This is a genomic window from Curtobacterium sp. RM9 (assembly GCF_054956955.1).
This window is the reverse complement of sequence record NZ_CM143271.1, coordinates 2,242,283-2,261,602: the sequence shown is the minus strand read 5'-3', so window position 1 is coordinate 2,261,602 and position 19,320 is coordinate 2,242,283. Positions and strand designations below refer to the sequence as shown.

Genomic DNA, 19,320 nt, shown 5'->3' with positions numbered 1-19,320 from the left:
TGACGGGGTGCGACGTTCGCGGCGGGGTGCGGCGGAGGCGGCGCGGGACGAGCGCCCGCGGCGCCGCGCTACGCGAGCTCGAGCAGCACGTGGCCGGACGAGATCGTCTGGCCGACGGGGGCGTTCAGCCCGGTGACGACGCCGTCGCGCGGGGCCTGCACGGGCTGCTCCATCTTCATCGCCTCGAGGACGACGAGCAGGTCGCCCTTCACCACGGTGTCACCCTCGGCGACCGCGAGCTTCACCACGGTGGCCTGCATCGGGGACGTCACCGAACCCGAGGAGGCGAGGCCCCCGCGAACGCCGGACGACCGACGCTTCGGGGGAGCGGAGGGGCCGGCCGGACGACGACCGGCTGCACCGCCGCCGACGATCGCGGGCATGGTGACCTCGACGCGCTTGCCCTGCACCTCGACGACGACGGTCTCGCGCGACGCCGGCGCGGGCAGGTCCTCGGTGGCACCGCTCCAGGCCGGGATGTCGTTCTGGAAGTCGGTCTCGATCCACTGCGTGTAGATGCTGAACGGCTCGTCGTCCGACGTGGCGAACGCCGGGTCGGACACGACCGCGCGGTGGAAGGGGAGCACGGTCGGCAGGCCGGTGACCTCGAACTCGGCGAGGGCACGGCGCGACCGCTCGAGCGCCTCGGAGCGGGTGGCACCGGTGACGATGAGCTTCGCGAGCATCGAGTCGAACGAGCCGGACACGACGTCGCCCGACACGACACCTGAGTCGACGCGGACGCCGGGGCCGGACGGTGCGTTGAACGCGTGCACGGGGCCGGGCGCGGGGAAGAAGTTGCGACCAGGGTCCTCGCCGTTGATGCGGAACTCGAACGAGTGCCCGCGCGGCGCCGGGTCGTCGTAGTCGAGCGTGCCGCCCTCGGCGATGCGGAACTGCTCGCGGACCAGGTCGATGCCGGTGACCTCTTCCGAGACGCAGTGTTCGACCTGCAGGCGGGTGTTCACCTCGAGGAACGAGACGGTGCCGTCCGCACCGATGAGGAACTCGCACGTGCCGGCACCGACGTAGCCGACCTCGCGGAGGATCGCCTTCGACGACTCGTACAGGCGCTCGGTCTGCGACTCGGTCAGGTACGGCGCGGGTGCCTCTTCCACGAGCTTCTGGTGGCGACGCTGCAGCGAGCAGTCGCGCGTGGAGACGATGACGACGTTGCCGTGCTCGTCGGCCAGGCACTGGGTCTCGACGTGGCGCGGCTTGTCGAGGTACTTCTCGACGAAGCACTCGCCGCGACCGAACGCCGCGATCGCCTCGCGCGTGGCGCTCTCGAAGAGCTCCGCCACCTGGTCACGCGAGCGCACGACCTTCAGGCCGCGACCGCCGCCGCCGAACGCCGCCTTGATCGCGACGGGCAGGCCCACCTGGTCGACGAAATCGAACACCTCGGACACGTCCTGCACGGGCTCGATGGTGCCCGGCGCGAGCGGTGCACCGACCTTCTCGGCGACGTGGCGCGCGGAGACCTTGTCGCCGAGACGCTCGATCGACTCGGGCGAGGGACCGATCCACGTCAGCCCGGCGTCGATGACGGCGCGCGCGAAGTCGGCGTTCTCGGCCAGGAACCCGTAGCCCGGGTGCACGGCGTCCGCGCCGGACCGGCGGGCCACCGAGATGATCTTGTCGATGACGAGGTAGGTGTCGGCGCTCGTGGTGCCGTTCAGCGCGTACGCCTCGTCGGCGAGGCGGGCGTGGAGAGCGTCACGCTCCTGGTCGGCGTAGACCGCGACCGATGCCTTGCCTGCGTCGCGGGCCGCGCGGATGATGCGGACGGCGATCTCGCCGCGGTTCGCGATGAGGACCTTGCTGATACGGGGCATGGTGAGTCAGCCTATTCGTGCCACGGCGGCCGGTTTTGACCGGCACGTACAAAGAAACAGGGCCGCGCAGTGTGGATGTCTACAGTGCCCAGAGGTCGTGCCAGGCGACGCCGAACCCGCGCAGCAGCATCGACCGCAGCACCGGCAGCGACAGGCCCACGACGGCCGAGGGGGCGCCGTCGATGCGGGTGATGTACGCCGCGGCGCGCCCGTCGATCGTGAACGCCCCGGCGACCTCGAGCGGTTCGCCCGTCGCCACGTACGCGTCGATCTCGTCCGCGGACATGTCGTCGGCGAACGTCAGCACCGCGCTGTCCACCGCGACGACGTGGTCGCCGGCGGCGACCAGCGTCGACCCGCCGGGCGCGACGTCGCCCAGGTGCCCGGCCACGCCGAGCGCCCCGCCGCCCGAGGCGTCCACCTGTCGGACGGGAGGCACGGAACCGGCCCGCCCCGCGCCTCCGGTCCGGCCGGTGGCCGCGTCCAGGGCCGGGGCCGGCCCCCGGTCCAGACGCCGGTCCACGACGCAGTGACCGCTCCAGAGCGTGCCGCCGCCGGCGGCCAGCATCTGGCGCCAGCGCTCCCGGGCCACCGACGGGTCGTGCGGCTTGCCGTACAGGACGCCGTCCACCTCGAACGCGGAGTCGCCGCCGAACACGAAGCCGTCGACGGGGGAGCCGGCGATCCGCGCGTCGGCGACGGCGTCGGCCTTCGCGACCGCGAGCAGGCCGACCAGCTCCGGACCGGTGAGGTCCCGCCCGAGCGCCGTGGACGCGGACGCGACCGCGGCGTCCTCGTCGACCCCCGGCGCGACGAGCACCGGCTCGATGCCCGTCTGGGCGAGGAGCGCACGACGGGCGGGGGAGGTACTCGCGAGGTACAGACGCATGGGAACATCGAACCATGGGTGAATCCGTCGGAACGCTGCTCGAACTCGACGTCACCGGGATCGCCCACGGCGGCATCTCGGTGGCACGGCACGAGGGGCGCGTGGTCTTCGTCTCGGACGCGGTGCCGGGCGAGCGCGTCGTGGCGCGGGTCACCGAGGACCGCAAGAAGTCGTTCTGGCGCGCGGACACGGTGTCCGTCGTGACGCCGAGCGAGCACCGCGTCGACCACGTCTGGCCCGAGGCCGCGCTCGACCGCGACCCGGCCGTCCGCGCCGGTGGTGCGGAGTTCGGGCACATCGCGTTGGCGCACCAGCGCACGCTGAAGCACGACGTCCTGATCGACGCGTTCTCGCGGTTCGCCCGCACCGACCTCGCCGAGGTCCTCGGGCACGACGTCCGGGTCGAGGCGGCCCCCGGCGACGACGCCGCGAACGGTCTCGGCTGGCGCACCCGCGTCCGCCTGCACGTCGACGAGGACGGCACGGCCGGCCCGTTCGCCGCCCGCTCCCACACGGTCGTCCCGGTGACGTCGCTGCCGCTCGCCTCGCAGCGGGTGCAGGACAGCGCACCGCTCGGCCGCGGCGCGATGCCGGGCTCGGCGGTCGTCGACGTCCTCGCGCCGAGCGGTGCCGAGGGCGCCCGACTCGTCGTCGACGAGCAGAAGCCGACCGTGGTGACCGAGGTCGTGGGCGAGCGCTCCTTCGCCGTCGACGACAACGGCTTCTGGCAGGTCCACCGCCAGGCGCCGGCCGTGCTGACCGCCGCGGTGCAGGACCTGGTCGACCGCGAGCGACTCGACCCGGAGGGGCAGCACCTCGACCTCTACGGCGGCGTCGGGCTCCTCGCCGCCGCACTCGGCGACGTCGTGGGCCCGAAGGCGCGCATCACGAGCGTCGAGAGCGCCCCCCGTGCCACCGAGCACGCGCAGGAGAACCTCGCCGAGTGGATCGGTGCCCGCGCCGAGACCGGCCGCGTCGACCGGTGGCTCGCGCGGACCGCGGCTGCTGCGTCGCGCCCGGAGCTCGAGCGGTTCCGCGCCGGCACGATCGTGCTCGACCCGCCCCGCTCCGGCGCCGGGCGCGAGGTGGTCGTGCAGATCGCAGCCCTCCAGCCCGCGCAGGTCGTCTACGTCGCCTGTGACCCGGTCGCGCTGGCCCGCGACGTCGCGACCTTCGCCGACCTCGGATACCGCCTGGAGGCGCTGCGCGCGTTCGACCTCTTCCCGCACACCCACCACCTGGAGGCCGTGGCGCGCCTGGTGCCCCTCGGCTGACCGTCCGGCGCGCCCCGCCTCCGGAGGCCTCGACCTGGGTCGTTCCTGGGTATCCTTGGTCGGTGATGGCGAACCGGTTTCAGGGGCCGGGGAGCGCATCGACGAGAGAGGTCACCGTGGCTACAGACACGACCACCACCGGCACGACCGGACTCGCCACCAGGCCGGTCCGCGTCGCGATCGTCGACGACCACGAGTCCGTGCGACTCGGGATCCAGGCGGCGTGCCAGAACGAGGGCTTCGAGGTGGTGTTGACCGCCGCGAGCGTGCCCGAGTACATCGCGAACCTCGACGGGCGTGAGGTCGACGTCGTCGTCCTCGACCTGTCGCTCGGCGACGGCTCGACCGTGACGAGCAACGTCAAGGGCGTGCAGGGCACCGGCTCGGCCGTGCTCGTGCACTCCATCGCCGACCGCGTCGCGAACGTCCGCGAGGCGCTCGCCGCCGGCGCGGCCGGGGTGATCCCGAAGTCCTCGGCGACGAAGACCGTGATGGCCGCCGTCGCGACCGTGGCCAGGGGTGACGTCCTCAACAACCTCGAGTGGGCGAGCGCGATCGACGCGGACCGCGACTTCGCCAAGGCGCAGCTCGGCCGGCGGGAGCGCGAGATCCTGCACCTCTACGCCTCGGGCCTGCCGCTCAAGCTCGCCGCCCAGCAGCTCGGCATCGGGTACTCCACCGCACGCGAGTACCTCGACCGGATCCGCGTCAAGTACGTCGAGGTCGGTCGTCCGGCGCCGACGAAGGTCGACCTGCTCCGCCGTGCGGTCGAGGACGGCATCCTGCCGGGTCTCGACTCGGGGATCGACCCCGACAGCGACGGCCGCTGAGTCGGATGGCTGCCGCTGACGCGGTCCCCGCGACGGGGTCGGGACGGGCTGCCGGGGCGGGGCCGGCCGTCGGCACCGAGGGCGCGGTCTCCGAACCCGCGCCGTTCGGCGCCGACCCCTCGCGGTCCGTCCGCGCATCGATCACGCAGTCGTCCGTCGAGCGGGTCTTCGCGATCCTCATCGCCGTCGCCGCGATCGGCTTCGGCGCGGTGAACCTCCCGGCCGTGATCGGGCAGCTCCCGCACCTCGACCCGGTGTGGGGACCGGTCACGACCGGTGCCGTCGCCGCGTCCTTCCTGTTCGTCGGCGCGTCCGCGTTCTTCCAGCGGGTCGCGCAGGTCGCGCAGATCGTCTGCGCGCTGCTGTTCCTCGTCGCGCTCGTGACCTGGCCGCTCGTCGTCCGCGATCCGATCGCGGCGTCGGAGCACCCGTGGCCGTGGTGGTTCTGCACGGTCGCCTCGACGGCCGCGGCGATGGGCTTCGCGGTCTGGCGGGCGACGGTGTACACCGCACTCGTGCCGATCGTGTACGTGGTCATCCGCCTGTCGCCGGGCGGCGGGGACCCCGGCGTGGTGAGCGCACTGCTCGACGGGGTGTACACCGCGATCCTCAGCGGCGCGGTGCTCGTCATCGCGGTCGTGCTCCGGCGTGCGGCTGCCGCGGTCGACGTGGCGCAGGCGACGGCCGTCCGCCGGTACTCGCACGCGATCCGGGAGCACGCGACCGAGGTCGAGCGCGTCCAGGTGGACGCCATCGTGCACGACAGCGTGCTCACGACGCTGCTGTCCGCCGCCAGGGCCGAGACCCCCGAAGCCGAGGCCCTCGCGGCGCGGATGGCTCGCAACGCGATCGACCACCTCGAGGCGGCGGCGACCGACAGCCCGGGGAACAGCGCGCCCGTGTCCCTCGTCCAGCTGCGGGAGCGCATCGCCGCCGCGGTGGGCACCCTCGCCGCCCCCGTGCACGTCCGCCCGGCGCCCGCGGGAGCCGCGAGCATGCCCGCCGACGTCGCGGACGCCCTCGCCTCCGCAGCGATGCAGGCGGCGGTGAACAGCGTGCAGCACGCCGGCGACGCGGCGGTGGAGCGCTGGGTGACGGTCGATCGGCGCGACGGCGGCGTCCACATCGAGGTCGCTGACACCGGCTCGGGCTTCGACGTCCACACCATCCCCGCGGAACGGCTCGGCGTCCGCCGGTCGATCGTCGAACGCGTGCGCGCGGTGGGCGGACACGCCGAGATCGAGACCGCGCCGGGCGACGGGACGCGGATCCACCTGACGTGGCAGCCCGGGTCGGAGGTCCGACGATGAGGGTCTCCATCCCCGCGGGCATCGCGATCGGCCTGGCCGCGCTCTTCTCCGTGTACCACGTGGTCCTCGGCCTCACGACCCTGCCCCGGGTGCTCGACGTCGGACCGGTCGTGGCGTGCATGGTCCTCTACGTCGCCGCGACCGGTGTCGCACTGTTCGTCCCCGGCCGGGTGCTGCCCGTGTGGGCGACCTCGTTCTCCCTGGCCACCGCGATCGTCATGCCGGTCATCGCCGCGCCGGCCGTCGAGCTCAACACCGACGACACCTACGCCACGTGGTGGATCGCGGCCGTCGGCACGCTCATGGTCGTGCTCGTCGTCCGCGGGCGCGGGCCGTTCGCCTGGATCGGCGTCGGGTTCCTCTTCGTGCACACCGTGGCGTGGGCTGGCCTGGGCGCGCTCGGGTCCCTCGGGGTGGTCGGCAGTGTGGCGTGGGTGGCGATCGCGGCAGGGTTCACCGCCGCGATGAACCGCGCGACCCGGGTGACCCGGGACTTCGTCCGCGCCGAGCAGGAGACCGCGGACTGGCAGGCGGCGCAGGACGCCCACGTGTTCGAGCGGCAGTTCCGCCTGAGCCAGACGACGCGCATGGCCTTGCCGATGCTCCAGCGGGTGATCGAGACCGGCGGCGACCTGTCCGCCGAGGAACGTGCCGAGTGCCTGCACCTCGAGCAGGCGATCCGCGACGAGATCCGCGGGCGCTCGCTGCTCTCCGACGACGTCCGCGAGGAGGTCATGCGGCTGCGTCGTCGGGGCGCCACGGTGCAGTTGCACGACGACGGTGGGCTCGACGAACTCGAGATCGACGACCTGCGCCGCGTGCACGCCAGCATCGCCGACGCGCTCCGCCGTGCCCGGGACGCCGACAACGTCATCGTGCGCACGGTGGCCGAGGGGTCGGACTCGGCCGTGACCGTCGTGGGGCTCCGGCTCGACATGGCGGCGAGCGAGTCCGCGGCGCTGGGCGCCGGGTCGGACGACGAGGACGACGAGGACGACGAGGACGACGACTCGGTGGTCGTCTGGCTCGAGATCCCGCGGCACGCGACCGTCTGAGCGCAGCGCACGCATCCGGTGCGGGCGCACCCGGGGCCGCACGACGGCGGACCCGGAAACGGGGAACGGGCCGGTCGGAGTCCGACCGGCCCGTTCACGACCCGAGTCTGAGCGACAACCCGAATATCGCCCTGACTCGTAGCTGGCCAGTGGCTTCGTACCCTAGTCGGCCACCGACCCGCGATGCTCTTCAATGAAGGACACCGAACACGAACTACTATGCCTCGGCGCAACAGGGATGTCAGTCGTCATTATGGGGGACAAATTCGGCGGCTTCCGTGCGGTTCCCCGCCGATGTGTCCCCCGAGTGAGGGGAGACCGACCGGGAAGTGCACCGCGCAACGTCTTCGTCGCCTCGATACCCAGGGGTACATCGTCGCGCGACGGCCCCCGACGACACAAGACCCCCGCCCTCGGGAGGGCGGGGGTCTCGCGGAATCTGGATCACGTCGGGGCACACCCGAACCGTCAGCGGAGCGAGCGGCTCCAGGCGCCGTGCCCGTGGTCGAGCGGTCGCCGGACGCCGCGCGCCGACGCGTCCCATCCGGCCCGGGGCGAGACGGTGACCTCGGCGCGACCCGCTGCGGCGGCCTCGTCGGCCTGGCGCTGCAGCACGGCGATCACGGCCGCGAGTTCCTCGGGTGACGGATCACCGGCGACGACGCGCACGTCGGCGCCGACGTGCGTGGGCTCGTCGGCGGGGACGGCGGCGGCGTGCCGGCCCATCAGGCCTCGCCCCCGGCGTGCTCGGTGCGGTGGGCGGTCGTCACAGCGGGATGTTCCCGTGCTTCTTCGGCGGCAGCGATGCTCGCTTGCCCCGGAGTGCCCGGAGCGCCTTGATCACCGAGACGCGGGTGGCGTGCGGCTGGATGATGCCGTCGAGCTCACCGCGCTCCGCCGCCAGGTACGGCGACGCCACGTTGTAGGTGTACTCGTTCGCGAGCTTCGCCCGGACCGCGGCGACGTCCTCGCCGGACTCCTCGGCGCGCTTGATCTCCGCGCGGTAGAGGATGTTGACCGCACCCTGTCCGCCCATGACCGCGATCTCGGCCGTCGGCCAGGCGAGGTTGATGTCCGCGCCGAGCTGCTTCGACCCCATCACGATGTACGCGCCGCCGTAGGCCTTGCGCGTGATGACGGTGACGAGCGGCACGGTGGCCTCGGCGTACGCGTAGAGCAGCTTCGCGCCGCGTCGGATGACGCCGGTCCACTCCTGGTCCGTGCCGGGCAGGTACCCGGGCACGTCGACGAGCGTGAGGATCGGGATGCCGAACGCGTCGCAGAACCGGACGAAGCGGGCGGCCTTCTCGCCGGCGTCGATGTTCAGCGTGCCGGCCATCGCCTGCGGCTGGTTCGCGATGATGCCGACCGTGCGGCCCTCGACCCGGCCGAAGCCGATGAGGATGTTCGGCGCGAACAGCGGCTGGACCTCGAGGAACTCACCGTCGTCGACGACGTGCTCGATGATCGTGGTGACGTCGTACGGCTGGTTCGTCGAGTCCGGGATCACGACGTCGAGCTCGTGGTCGGCGTCGGTCGTCTCGAGCTCGGGCGCCACGTCGTACGCCGGCGCGTCGGACAGGTTGTTGTCCGGCAGGAAGCCGATGAGCGACCGCGCGTAGTCGAGTGCGTCGGACTCGTCCTCGGCGAGGTAGTGCGCGACGCCGGAGACCGCGTTGTGGGTCTGTGCGCCGCCGAGCTCCTCGAAGCCGACGTCCTCGCCCGTGACCGTCTTGATGACGTCCGGGCCGGTGACGAACATGTGGCTCGTCTTGTCGACCATGATCACGAAGTCGGTGAGGGCGGGGGAGTACACCGCACCGCCGGCCGCCGGGCCCATCACGATCGAGATCTGCGGGATGACGCCGGAGGCGCGGGTGTTCAGGCGGAAGATCTCGCCGTACTTGCCGAGCGCGACGACGCCCTCCTGGATGCGGGCGCCACCGGAGTCGAGGATGCCGATGATCGGCACACCCGTCTTCAGCGCGTGCTCCATCACCTTGACGATCTTCTCGCCGGCGACCTCGCCGAGCGATCCGCCGAAGACGGTGAAGTCCTGCGCGTACACGGCGACGTTCCGGCCGTGGATCGTGCCGACGCCGGTGACGACGGCGTCGCCGTAGGGGCGCTTGGCGTCCATGCCGAACGACGTCGTGCGGTGCCGCACGAACTCGTCGAACTCGACGAACGAGTTGTCGTCGAGCAGCTGCTCGATGCGCTCGCGCGCCGTGCCCTTGCCCTTGGCGTGCTGCTTCGCGATCGCGGCCTCGCCCGCAGCGGTCACGGCCTCGTGGTACCGCGTGCGGAGGTCGGCGAGCCGACCGGCCGTCGTCGAGAGATCGGGGGTGTCTCCTGTGGTCACCCGCTCACCCTACCGGCGGCGCGGAGGGGGCCGGTTGGAGGACGTCCACGGTTCCTGCCCGTACATTTGCGTGCATGTCCACACCCGCGCCGTCGACCTTCCCCAGCAGTCGAGCGGTCGTCGCCGCGGTCGGGGGCACGTTCACCTCCCCGGAGCGCACCGGTTCGACGAACGCCGACCTGCTCGTCGCGGCCCCGGACCTGCCGCACGGCAGCGTCGTCGCGACGCTCGACCAGACGGCGGGGCGCGGCCGACTCGACCGCTCGTGGTCGGCGCCGGCCGGCGAGACGCTCGCGGTGAGCCTGCTCGTGCGGGCCGACCTCGGCGAGCGTGCCCGCGGGTGGCTGCCGCTCGTGGCGGGGGCCGCCATGCGGGACCCGATCGCGGCCCTGGTGCCGCCGCCTGCGGACGGGACGGACACGGACGACGCGCCCCGTGCCTCCCGGTCGACGCCGGACGCCACCGACGACGACGTGACGCGCGTCGCGGTGAAGTGGCCCAACGACGTCCTCGTCGACGGCCGCAAGGTCTGCGGCATCCTCTGCCAGGTCGCCGCCGACGGCAGCGTCGTGGTCGGCGCCGGCGTCAACCTCACCCTCCCCGCGGACCGGCTGCCCACCCCGACCGCGACCTCGCTCGCCGTCGCCGGCGTCGCCGGCAGCGCACCGGACCTCGCCGACACGGTGCTGGCCGCCTTCCACCGCGCCGTCCTGGAGGCCGTGGTCGCCCTGGTCGACGGCGGTGCCGCCGCCGAGGCGGTCCGGTCCCACGTCCGCCACGTCTGCGGCACGATCGGTCGCCGCGTCCGCGTGGAGCTGCCCGACGGCTCCGCCGTCGAGGCCGACGCGACCGGCATCGACGACGAGGGCCGGATCACGATCCGGGACCGACCGGGCGCCGAGCGGAGCGTGGCGGTGGGGGACCTCACCCACCTGCGGTATGCATGAGGCCATGACCGACGAGCCGCCGACCGAGCGCGTCGTCGCACGACTCCGGCCGCACGCCCGTCGGCTCGTGCGACCGGCGGTGTTCGTCGTGCTCGTGACGGCGGCCGGCGGCTTCGGCTTCGGGGTGTTCCGGGCGCAGCTCGCGTGGCTGAACGTCGTGGTGGCCGTCCTCGTGCTGCTGCTGCTCGTGCTCGGCGGCGCCGTACCGCTGCTCCGCTGGCTGTCGCAGCGGTACGTCGTCACCACGCGGCGGCTGGTCGTCGTGCACGGTCTCGGCACCCGCACCCGGCGTGAGCTCCTGCACTCCCGGGGGTACGACGTGACGGTGCGCCGGAGAGGGCTGCAGGGGATGTTCCGCTCCGGCGACGTCCTCGTGTTCCCGGGCGACGAACCCGCGCTCGTGCTCGCCGACGTGCCGCACGCCGACCTCGTGGTGGCCGTGCTGCACGACATGGTCGAGGCGTACGAGGCCCGACGTCGGCACCGCGAACCCGACTGGGACGAGATCGTCGGCGGCCCCGAGCGCCCACGGTGGGGCGACGTCCGGTCCTGAGCCCGCGTCGGCGCGCGCCGACGCCCTCGGCGGAAGTCCGGCGAGAACCCGGTACCGTCTTCCCGTGCGTATCTCTGTCATCGGCTGCGGTTACCTCGGTGCCGTGCACGCCGCCTCAATGGCCAAGCTCGGACACGACGTCGTCGCGGTCGACGTCGACCCGGCGAAGATCCAGCGACTCGCCGCGGGCGAGGCCCCCTTCTTCGAGCCCGGCCTCCCCGAGATCCTCGCCGAGGCGCTCGCCTCCGGTCGCATCCGCTTCACCACCGACATGGCCGAGGTCGCCGGGGCGCAGGTCCACTTCCTCGCGGTCGGCACCCCCCAGGGTCCGTCCGGCGCTGCCGACCTCACCTACGTCGACGCCGCGGTCACCGGCCTGCTGCCGCACCTGTCCGCCGGCGACTTCGTCGTCGGCAAGTCGACCGTCCCGGTCGGCACCGCGGCGCGCCTCGGTGAGCAGGTCTCCGCGGCCGTTCCCGGTGCGACGCTCGTCTGGAACCCCGAGTTCCTGCGCGAGGGCTTCGCGGTGCAGGACACCATCTCGCCGGACCGCTTCGTCTACGGCGTCCCGGACGGCGAGGACGGCCAGCGCGCCGTGGCCGCCCTCGACGAGGTCTACGCCGAGGCGCTCGCCGCCGGCACCCCTCGACTCGTGGTGAACCTCCCCACCGCCGAACTCGTGAAGATCAGCGCGAACGCGTTCCTCGCGACGAAGATCTCGTTCATCAACGCGATGGCCGAGATCTCCGAGGTCGCCGGCGCCGACGTGACCGCGCTCGCCGACGCGATCGGGCACGACGCTCGCATCGGCCGGAAGTTCCTGAACGCCGGGCTCGGCTTCGGCGGCGGCTGCCTGCCGAAGGACATCCGCGCGTTCCAGGCGCGGGCCGACGAACTCGGCGTGGGTGAGTCGCTGGCGTTCCTCGCGGACGTCGACGCCACGAACCTGCGCCGTCGCGCACACGTCGTCGAGCTGGCGGAGGAGCTGCTCGGCGGCGCCGTCGCGGGCAAGCGCATCGCAGTGCTCGGCCTGGCCTTCAAGCCGAACTCGGACGACGTCCGCGACTCCCCGGCACTCGACATCGCGGCGCGGCTGGTCGCGAACGGAGCCCAGGTCGCCGCCTACGACCCCGAGGCCGTCGTCACCGCCCGACGGGTGCACCCCGAGCTCGAGTACGCCGAACGTGCCGAGGACGCCCTGCGCGACGCCGAACTCGTGCTCGTGCTGACCGAGTGGAACGAGTTCCGCGCGCTCGACCCGGCCGCGGTGGCCGCACTCGTGGCGGACCCGGTCGTGGTCGACGGGCGGAACTGCCTCGACCGCGACGCGTGGACGGCCGCGGGCTTCACCTACCGCGGGATGGGCCGCTAGGGCCGGTCCGCGTCTCCTCGACGGCGTCGCCCTCGTGTTCCGGCACGGGGGCGGCGCCGTTCGTCGTCGCGGGCGCGATCGGGTCGGCGCCGTCCGTCCTCGAGGTGCCCTCCGGTCGCGCACCCGGCGCGCGCCAGACCTGCACGACGGCGGCCACGAGCGCCACGGCCACGACCACGAGCAGCACACCGACGATCCAGAGCGGCACCGGACCGGACGCCGCCCACCGTGCGGCACCCTGCGGACCGAGCGGCCCGCGCGCCGCGTTCCAGAACCAGGCGGCCACCACGCCGAGCCCGTACCAGCCGATCACGACGGACCCGGCGGCGAGCACCGTCGCGAGCACCCGGCGACCCCGTGCGGTGCGCGGGATCCGGCGCCACGCGACGGCGCTCAGGGCGATCAGGCAGACGATCGCCGGGAAGTAGTAGCGGCCCTGCGTCGCCGCGACGAACGTGGTGGACAGGTAGGCGTGGGCGCTCGTCCAGGTCTGCCCGGCGATCAGCACCGCCGGGAACACCGCGAGACAGACCACGGCGCGGCGTTCCGGTCCGCGACGGAATCCCCAGACGAGCACGACGCCGAGCGCCACGACCGTGAGCACCGCCGTCAGCACGGCCCCGATGGTGACCTGTGCGCCGCCGCCGGGGCTGCCCCAGAAGGTCCGCGTGATCGTGCCCCAGCTGACGTCGAGGAAGTGCAGCAGGCTCGGGCCCTCGCCCGGCGGGAACGGCATCGGCGGTCGGTACTGCTCGTACCCGTTCGGCTGGAGGTGGTGGTACGCGACGAGGTTGTGCAACCACCACCACGCGCCGATCAGAGCGGCGAGGACGAGCGCCGTCACCGTCCGGCCGACCCGTCGGGCGAACGGCAGCACGCCCGCGCCGGCGACGAGCACGACGACCGCGACGAACGGGATCGCCGGCAGTCCGGTGCCCTTGAACCAGATGAGCACGCCGAGGGCGACGCCGAGCCCGAGGAGCGTGCGACGGCGCAGGTCACCGGTGAGCATCCGGGTCGCCAACCAGGCGACGACCGCACCGAACAGCATCACCGGCGCGTCGTTCGAGACCGAGGACGCGATCGAGGCGAGCTGCGGGGTGGCGAACACGGCGACCGCACCGACGACGGCGGCCCGTGGCGACCGGGTCAGCCGTCGGACGGTCGCCCAGGCGAGGAGCGGCAGCGCGGCGGTCCACAGCACGTCGACGAGTCGGAGCACCTCGATCGCCCGGTCCCACCGCAGGTCCCCGTAGTGCGCGACGCGCAGTGCCGCAGCGCCGACGAGGTAGGCCGTCGGCGGGTGCTGCGTCATCTGGTCGACGGTGTCCGAGGTGCCTGGGGAGCGCTGCAGCAGCTCCGTCACGGTGGACCACTCGGGCGCGGGTAGCGACGCCTGCTCCTGCTGCGCGGCCATGACCGCGTCGAGGATCCTGAGGTCGCCGGGGGCCGCCCAGTCGTTGCCGAGGGCGACCTGCACGGTGGCGTCCACGTGCGCGCGCTCGTCGGGAGCCTGGAAGACCGGGACCACGAGTGCCCATGCCACGAGCCATGCCGCGAAGGCGAGCGTCACGACGGCGACCGTCACCCGCTCCCACACCGCGACCCGGGGGTGGACGTCGACGGGCTCCGTCTGCATGTGGGGACTCCTGGATCGGTCGGCGCGGCCTCACCGATCCTAGGGCGTGCGGGTCAGACGCCCGTGGACACCCGCTCGGGTTCGGCCTCGTCGCTGCGGCGTTCGCGCTCGGGGTGGTAGACCCACACCTTGTAGAGCCAGAACCGGAACACCGTGCCGAGCACGAGGCCGATCACGTTGCCGGAGATGTTGTCCGCCAGCGCCGAGGTGAGGCCGAGGACGTAGTGCGAGACGCCGAGGCAGCCGAGCGAGATGAGCATGCCGCCGAGGGACACCACGACGAACTCGACGCCCTCGCGCGTCGCGACCGACCGGCGCTGGTCGCGGAACGTCCAGTAGCGGTTGCCCATCCAGTTCACGAAGATCGCCACGACCGTGGACACGACCTTCGCCCAGAACGGACCCGAGTGGACCTCGTCCGGGTTGAAGACCGTCGCCCGCAGGAGGTTGAAGATCGCGGTGTCGACGACGAAGCCGACCGCGCCGACGACGCCGAAGCGGGCCAGCTGGGCAATGAGTCGCCGCACGGGTCCTCCATCATCCGTAGAGTTGTCGCTGGTCGTGCGATGCGCGATCGAACAGCGGTCGCCCGGTCGGCGACCCGGAGGACGATTGTAGGCGGGGCGTGCTCACCGGACGGTGGGAGCGACGGAAGGAACACACAGCATGGCGTTGCGCGTCGGGGTCATCGGTGGAGGACAGCTGGCACGGATGATGGTGCCGGCCGCGGTCGAACTCGGGCTCGACATCCGGGTCCTGGCGGAGGGGCCGGGCATGTCCGCGGGCATCGCCGCCACCGCGGAGGGCGACTACCACGACGCCGAGACCGTCCTCGCGTTCGCCCGCGACGTCGACGTCGTCACGTTCGACCACGAGCACGTGCCCCAGGACGTCCTCCGTGCGCTCGTCGAGGCCGGGGTCGCCGTCCACCCGGGGCCGGAGGCGCTCGCCGTCGCGCAGGACAAGCTCGTGATGCGCGCCCGTCTGACCGAGCTCGGGCTGCCCGTGCCGGACTGGGCCGCGGTGCACGACCCCGACGAGCTCCGCGCGTTCCTCGACGACCACGGCGGCCGCGCCGTCGTCAAGACCGCCCGCGGCGGCTACGACGGCAAGGGCGTCCGCGTCGTCACCGACCCTGCCGACGTCGCGGACTGGTTCATCGCGGTCGCCGAGACCGGCGGCGACCAGGCGCTGCTCGTCGAGGAGCTCGTCCCCTTCACGCGCGAACTGGCGCAGTCCGTGGCACGCCGCCCCTCGGGCGAGGTCGTCGCCTGGCCGCTCGTCGAGACCGTGCAGCGTGACGGCGTCTGCGCCGAGGTGTTCGCCCCGGCACCGGTCAGCGCCGGCCGCCTCGCCGACGCCGCCGAGGAGCTGGCGGTCAGGATCGCGACCGAACTCGGTGTCACGGGCGTCCTCGCCGTCGAGCTCTTCCAGACCGCCGACGAGCGCATCCTCGTCAACGAGCTCGCGATGCGCCCCCACAACACCGGACACTGGACCATCGACGGCGCGACGACGAGCCAGTTCGAACAGCACCTGCGCGCCGTCCTCGACCTGCCGCTCGGCGCGACCGGCGTGCACGCCCCCGCCGCGGTGATGGTCAACGTGCTCGGCGGACCCGCGGACGGCGACCTCGCCGGCCGGTACCCGGACGCCCTCGCCGCCTTCCCCGAGGCGAAGTACCACTTCTACGGCAAGGCTCCGCGGGCGGGCCGCAAGGTCGGGCACGTCACGGTCGTCGGCGACGACCTCGACGACGTGACCTACCGGGCACGGGCGGCCGCAGCGCACTTCGACGACTGATCCCCGGCCCGCGACGGGCCACGAGCCGGACGGGAGGCGCGGTGCGGGCCCGCCTGCGTGCCTCCAGACCGGCACCGGTCGCGTCGGCCGAACGGCGGACACCCGCTCGGGTGCCACCCGCTCTGGCGTCTGGACCGCGCGGTCACACACGTGTTGCCATGTCCTGGTCAGGGGTCCGCCGTCCAGGGAGTGTCCGTCATGCGTCGCCGTCCGTCCCGTCCTGCCCTCGTCCGGTGGGCCGCCGTCCTCGGTGCCGTCGGCGTCCTCGCCGCGACGGCCGTGCCCGTCGCCGCATCCGCCGCCACCCGGCCGACGGACGCCCCCGCCATGCGGTCGGCCTCGGCGGCGTCGCTCTACGGTGCAGGACCGTGGCGGTCCCCGACGAGCGAGGCCGCGAAGGCCGCGACCACGCTGGCGTCGACCGACCCGGCCGGTGCTGCCGCCGCCCGGACGATCGCGCAGTACCCCGTCGCCACGTGGCTCGGCGAGTGGACCCAGGGCACGACGCTCACGAAGACGATCGACACCGCGGTCGCCGGCGCCGAGCAGACCGGGATGACGGCCGTCTTCGTGACCTACGCGATCCCGGACCGGGACTGCGGCGGCTACTCGGCCGGCGGGTTCGACGAGACGACCTACGCCGCCTGGGTCGACCAGATCGCCCAGCGGCTCGCCGGGCACCCGGCCGCCGTCGTCGTCGAGCCGGACTCGCTCGCCATGCTCAGCAACACGGCGTGCAGTGCGGCGCTCGACGACCAGCGCTACCGCGTCCTCTCCCGCGAGGTCGCCGCCTTCACCGCCGCCGGTGTCGCCGCCTACCTCGACGCGGGCAACTCGAACTGGGTGCAGCCCGCCGTGATGGCCGATCGGCTGAACCGCGCCGGGGTGCAGCAGGCGCGCGGCTTCTTCACGAACGTCGCCAACTACTACCCGACCGCACAGGAGCAGGCCTACGCGCAGAAGGTCTCGGCGGCCACCGGCGGATCGCACTACGTCATCGACACCTCGCGCAACGGCCAGGGGTGGAAGGGCACCTGGTGCAACGCCACAGGCTCCGGCCTCGGCACCTCGCCCCGCGTCGCGTCGGACGGCACCGCCCTCGACGCCCTGCTCTGGGTGAAGATCCCCGGCGCGAGCGACGGCACCTGCGGCGGCGGTCCCGCGGCGGGCAAGTGGTGGTCCGCCTTCGCCCAGGCGCTGGTCGCGAACGCGCAGCTCGGCGCGCCGACGCCGTCCACGGCACCCCGCGGGGCGGTGGAGGTCGTCGCGGGGACGGGTGGCGGCCTCCGCGTCGCCGGGTGGGCGTTCGACGAGGACGACCCCACGCAGCCGGTGACCGTCCGCGTCACCGTCGACGGCGCGACGGTCGGGAGCGTCGCGGCCGCGGCGCAGCGACCGGACGTCGACTCCGCGTACGGCGTCGGCGCCACCCACGGCTTCGACGGCGTCGTCCCCACCGCCGAGGGCGTGCACAGCGTCTGCGTGACCGCGGTGGACATCGGCAGCGGCGGCGACACCGCACTGGGCTGCCGCTCGGCACGGGCCTACCGTCACGACCCGTACGTCGCCCTGGAGAGCGCGACGGTCGCCACCGCGGGCATCGCGGTCCGCGGGTGGGCGTTCGACGGCGACGCCGCGGCGAGCCCGGCGACCGTGCTCGTCCGGGTCGACGGCCGCACCGTCGCGACGATCGCGGCCGACGTCCAGCGCTCGGACATCGGCGCCACCTGGGGTGCTGGGGACCGACACGGGTTCCTCCGGACGGTGCCGGGCGGGGCCGGCAAACACAGCGTGTGCGTGGTCGCACGCAACGTCGGCGCCGGTGCGGACGCCGCTTCGACCTGCCGCACCGTGACGGTCGCGGCGTCGCCGCCGGTCGGGCACCGGGACACGGTGTCGTCGCCGTCCCGCGGTCGGGTGACCGTGCAGGGGTGGGCGTTCGACCGCGACGACGTGGCGAAGGCGCTCGCCGTGCGGGTCGTCGTCGGCGGCAAGGTCGTCGGCACCCTGACGGCAAACGGGAAGCGTCCGGACGTCGACCGGGCGCACGGTGGTGGAGCCGCGCACGGCTTCGCGGGGACCGTGTCGGTGCCGAGCGGCGTCCGGTCGGTGTGCGTGACCGCGGTGGGCGTCGGGGCCGGCGGGGACCGCTCGCTGGGGTGCTCGTCGGTGCGGGTGCGCTGAGTCGTCGACGGGGCACCGGTCGGCGGGCACGCGCGGTCCTCGGTCCGGTCGCCCGGCGGCCGGTCCGGTCGCCGGTGCGCGGTCGGGCCGGTGTCTGCGGCAGGATGGTGCCGTGCCCCGTGACCTCCTCCGCCGTGCCGCGGGACGGCTGCGCCGTGCCGTCGCCGGCACCGCTCCTTCACCGGCGACCGACGGGTCGCGCACGTCCGCGCACGGGCCACGTCCGGTCCTCGGGTACGTCGTCGCCGGGGGCGGTGGTGCACACCCCGCCTCCGCACACGTGCGGGTCGTCCGCCGCGTCGAGCACCTCGTCGCCAGCGGTCGTGCCGATGCCCGGCAGGTGGAGCCCGCAGCCTTCGTCGCGGGCACCGACGGTACCCCCTACACGTCGCTCCTCGTCCAGCGGGACGTCCTGCCGCGGACGCTCGTCGAGCCGTTCCTGGCCACCGCGGCGGCGCGCGGGATCCCCGTCGTCGCCGAGGTCGACGACGACTTCTTCACCGAGTCCGGGCGAGCCCGGCTCGCCCGCGCCGAGTACGACCCCGACCGCCTCGCCTCGATCGACGCCCTGGTCCGGGGTGCTGACCGGGTGGTGGTGAGCACCGAGGAGCTCGCCGCCGTCGTCCGGCCGCTCGCCGGTCGGGTCGTCGTCGTGGAGAACGCGCTCGACCCCGCGATCTGGAGCCCGGACGCCCCGCGCGCCGCCGACGGGCCGTCCGTCGGTGACGGGTCGTCGGCCGCCGAGCACCGCGTGCTCTACATGGGCACCCTGACCCACAGCGCTGACCTCGCGCTCCTGCACGCGGCCGTCGACGGGCTCGTCGCGGACGACGGGCTGCCGATCCGGCTCGAGGTCATCGGCGTCACCGACGAGGCCGCCGCAGACGACTGGTACCGCCGCGTCGAGGTCCCGGACGGCCACTACCCGGCGTTCGCCCGCTGGCTCGTCGAGCACCGCGGCCGCTGGTCCGCCGGGGTCGCCCCGCTGCGGGACGAGGAGTTCAACCGGGCGAAGAGCGACCTCAAGGCGATCGAGTACGTCGCGCTCGACCTGCCGGCCGTCGTGTCCGACCGGCCGTCCTACGCCGTCGCAGGCCAGCACGGGGTCACCGTCGTGCCCGACGACCCGCAGGCCTGGCGCGCCGCGCTCCGTGCCGCCGTGGCGCAGGGGGCAGCCGCTCCCGAGGCGACCGCGTGGGTGCGGTCCGAGCGGATGATCGGGGGTCCGGGGGACGCCTGGCCGGACGCGGTGCTCGGCTAGGCT

At 73.6% G+C, this 19,320-nt stretch carries 16 protein-coding genes; 10 read left to right on the top strand and 6 right to left on the bottom strand.

Going from position 1 to position 19,320, the window contains the following annotated elements; translation table 11 throughout:
• Positions 1–68: 68 nt before the first annotated feature.
• The gene (locus tag ACY3FI_RS10625; protein ID WP_462547500.1) at positions 69–1,838 is read right to left on the bottom strand and encodes an acetyl/propionyl/methylcrotonyl-CoA carboxylase subunit alpha; all 1,770 of its coding nucleotides are present in this window, start codon (positions 1,836–1,838) and stop codon (positions 69–71) included.
• 79 nt (positions 1,839–1,917) lie between these two features.
• Positions 1,918–2,727: a Maf family protein gene (locus ACY3FI_RS10620; RefSeq protein ID WP_462547499.1), complete on the bottom strand. Its 810-nt coding sequence runs from the start codon at positions 2,725–2,727 to the stop codon at positions 1,918–1,920.
• Between the two features lie 14 nt (positions 2,728–2,741).
• On the opposite strand from ACY3FI_RS10620, the gene ACY3FI_RS10615 reads away from it, so the two are divergent.
• The 4 genes from ACY3FI_RS10615 (at position 2,742) to ACY3FI_RS10600 (ending at position 7,196) form a co-directional block, all read left to right on the top strand.
• Positions 2,742–4,001, top strand: a complete 1,260-nt coding sequence (locus tag ACY3FI_RS10615) for a class I SAM-dependent RNA methyltransferase (protein WP_462547498.1) — start codon at positions 2,742–2,744, stop codon at positions 3,999–4,001.
• 65 nt (positions 4,002–4,066) lie between these two features.
• Complete coding sequence (locus ACY3FI_RS10610) at positions 4,067–4,831, top strand: response regulator transcription factor (RefSeq protein ID WP_462547497.1); 765 nt, start codon at positions 4,067–4,069, stop codon at positions 4,829–4,831.
• A gap of 5 nt (positions 4,832–4,836) precedes the next feature.
• Positions 4,837–6,141 carry a sensor histidine kinase gene (locus ACY3FI_RS10605; RefSeq protein ID WP_462547496.1) on the top strand — a complete coding sequence of 435 codons (1,305 nt, stop codon included), beginning with the start codon at positions 4,837–4,839 and terminating at the stop codon, positions 6,139–6,141.
• Positions 6,138–7,196 (top strand): DUF8320 family protein, encoded by a 1,059-nt coding sequence (locus tag ACY3FI_RS10600; RefSeq protein ID WP_462547495.1) that lies wholly within the window; start codon positions 6,138–6,140, stop codon positions 7,194–7,196. Before ACY3FI_RS10605 ends, ACY3FI_RS10600 begins: the two co-directional genes overlap by 4 nt.
• A 468-nt stretch (positions 7,197–7,664) precedes the next feature.
• Here the strand turns inward: ACY3FI_RS10600 and ACY3FI_RS10595 are convergent, their stop codons facing one another.
• Together ACY3FI_RS10595 and ACY3FI_RS10590 are read right to left on the bottom strand one after the other, a co-directional pair.
• On the bottom strand, positions 7,665–7,922 hold the full coding sequence (locus ACY3FI_RS10595; RefSeq protein ID WP_462547494.1) for an acyl-CoA carboxylase subunit epsilon: 258 nt from the start codon (positions 7,920–7,922) through the stop codon (positions 7,665–7,667).
• Positions 7,923–7,962: 40 nt separating this feature from the next.
• The gene (locus ACY3FI_RS10590) at positions 7,963–9,558 is read right to left on the bottom strand and encodes an acyl-CoA carboxylase subunit beta (RefSeq protein ID WP_462547493.1); all 1,596 of its coding nucleotides are present in this window, start codon (positions 9,556–9,558) and stop codon (positions 7,963–7,965) included.
• 74 nt (positions 9,559–9,632) lie between these two features.
• On the opposite strand from ACY3FI_RS10590, the gene ACY3FI_RS10585 reads away from it, so the two are divergent.
• The 3 genes from ACY3FI_RS10585 to ACY3FI_RS10575 all read left to right on the top strand — a co-directional run bounded on the left by ACY3FI_RS10585 (position 9,633) and on the right by ACY3FI_RS10575 (position 12,430).
• Positions 9,633–10,505, top strand: a complete 873-nt coding sequence (locus ACY3FI_RS10585; RefSeq protein WP_462547491.1) for a biotin--[acetyl-CoA-carboxylase] ligase — start codon at positions 9,633–9,635, stop codon at positions 10,503–10,505.
• Between the two features lie 4 nt (positions 10,506–10,509).
• The gene (locus tag ACY3FI_RS10580) at positions 10,510–11,058 is read left to right on the top strand and encodes a PH domain-containing protein (RefSeq protein ID WP_462547490.1); all 549 of its coding nucleotides are present in this window, start codon (positions 10,510–10,512) and stop codon (positions 11,056–11,058) included.
• Positions 11,059–11,122: 64 nt separating this feature from the next.
• A complete protein-coding gene (locus tag ACY3FI_RS10575; protein ID WP_462547489.1) occupies positions 11,123–12,430 on the top strand; it encodes a UDP-glucose dehydrogenase family protein in 1,308 nt (435 codons plus the stop codon).
• On the opposite strand, the gene ACY3FI_RS10570 is transcribed toward ACY3FI_RS10575, so the two are convergent.
• Positions 12,405–14,069, bottom strand: a complete 1,665-nt coding sequence (locus ACY3FI_RS10570; protein WP_462547488.1) for a DUF2142 domain-containing protein — start codon at positions 14,067–14,069, stop codon at positions 12,405–12,407. The two genes, ACY3FI_RS10575 and ACY3FI_RS10570, sit on opposite strands and share 26 nt — an antisense overlap.
• 53 nt (positions 14,070–14,122) lie before the next feature.
• Entirely contained in the window at positions 14,123–14,596 is a 474-nt protein-coding gene (locus ACY3FI_RS10565) for a GtrA family protein (RefSeq protein WP_462547487.1), read from the bottom strand.
• Between the two features lie 139 nt (positions 14,597–14,735).
• Here ACY3FI_RS10565 and ACY3FI_RS10560 point away from each other — a divergent pair, with 139 nt between their 5' ends.
• The 3 genes from ACY3FI_RS10560 to ACY3FI_RS10550 all read left to right on the top strand — a co-directional run bounded on the left by ACY3FI_RS10560 (position 14,736) and on the right by ACY3FI_RS10550 (position 19,317).
• A complete protein-coding gene (locus tag ACY3FI_RS10560; RefSeq protein ID WP_462547486.1) occupies positions 14,736–15,872 on the top strand; it encodes a 5-(carboxyamino)imidazole ribonucleotide synthase in 1,137 nt (378 codons plus the stop codon).
• A 198-nt stretch (positions 15,873–16,070) separates the two neighbouring features.
• Positions 16,071–18,056 (top strand): glycoside hydrolase family 6 protein, encoded by a 1,986-nt coding sequence (locus ACY3FI_RS10555; protein ID WP_462547485.1) that lies wholly within the window; start codon positions 16,071–16,073, stop codon positions 18,054–18,056.
• 112 nt (positions 18,057–18,168) lie between these two features.
• Positions 18,169–19,317: a glycosyltransferase gene (locus ACY3FI_RS10550; RefSeq protein WP_462547484.1), complete on the top strand. Its 1,149-nt coding sequence runs from the start codon at positions 18,169–18,171 to the stop codon at positions 19,315–19,317.
• Positions 19,318–19,320: the final 3 nt, after the last annotated feature.

Excerpts from the sequence above, each read along its gene's own strand:
- ACY3FI_RS10595 (WP_462547494.1), bottom strand. The coding sequence starts at position 7,922 with ATGGGCCGGCACGCCGCCGCCGTCCCCGCCGACGAGCCCACGCACGTC.
- ACY3FI_RS10615 (WP_462547498.1), top strand. The coding sequence starts at position 2,742 with ATGGGTGAATCCGTCGGAACGCTGCTCGAACTCGACGTCACCGGGATC.
- ACY3FI_RS10620 (WP_462547499.1), bottom strand. The coding sequence starts at position 2,727 with ATGCGTCTGTACCTCGCGAGTACCTCCCCCGCCCGTCGTGCGCTCCTC.
- ACY3FI_RS10625 (WP_462547500.1), bottom strand. The coding sequence starts at position 1,838 with ATGCCCCGTATCAGCAAGGTCCTCATCGCGAACCGCGGCGAGATCGCC.
- ACY3FI_RS10560 (WP_462547486.1), top strand. The coding sequence starts at position 14,736 with ATGGCGTTGCGCGTCGGGGTCATCGGTGGAGGACAGCTGGCACGGATG.
- ACY3FI_RS10605 (WP_462547496.1), top strand. The coding sequence starts at position 4,837 with ATGGCTGCCGCTGACGCGGTCCCCGCGACGGGGTCGGGACGGGCTGCC.
- ACY3FI_RS10555 (WP_462547485.1), top strand. The coding sequence starts at position 16,071 with ATGCGTCGCCGTCCGTCCCGTCCTGCCCTCGTCCGGTGGGCCGCCGTC.
- ACY3FI_RS10580 (WP_462547490.1), top strand. The coding sequence starts at position 10,510 with ATGACCGACGAGCCGCCGACCGAGCGCGTCGTCGCACGACTCCGGCCG.
- ACY3FI_RS10570 (WP_462547488.1), bottom strand. The coding sequence starts at position 14,069 with ATGCAGACGGAGCCCGTCGACGTCCACCCCCGGGTCGCGGTGTGGGAG.
- ACY3FI_RS10585 (WP_462547491.1), top strand. The coding sequence starts at position 9,633 with ATGTCCACACCCGCGCCGTCGACCTTCCCCAGCAGTCGAGCGGTCGTC.
- ACY3FI_RS10600 (WP_462547495.1), top strand. The coding sequence starts at position 6,138 with ATGAGGGTCTCCATCCCCGCGGGCATCGCGATCGGCCTGGCCGCGCTC.
- ACY3FI_RS10610 (WP_462547497.1), top strand. The coding sequence starts at position 4,067 with ATGGCGAACCGGTTTCAGGGGCCGGGGAGCGCATCGACGAGAGAGGTC.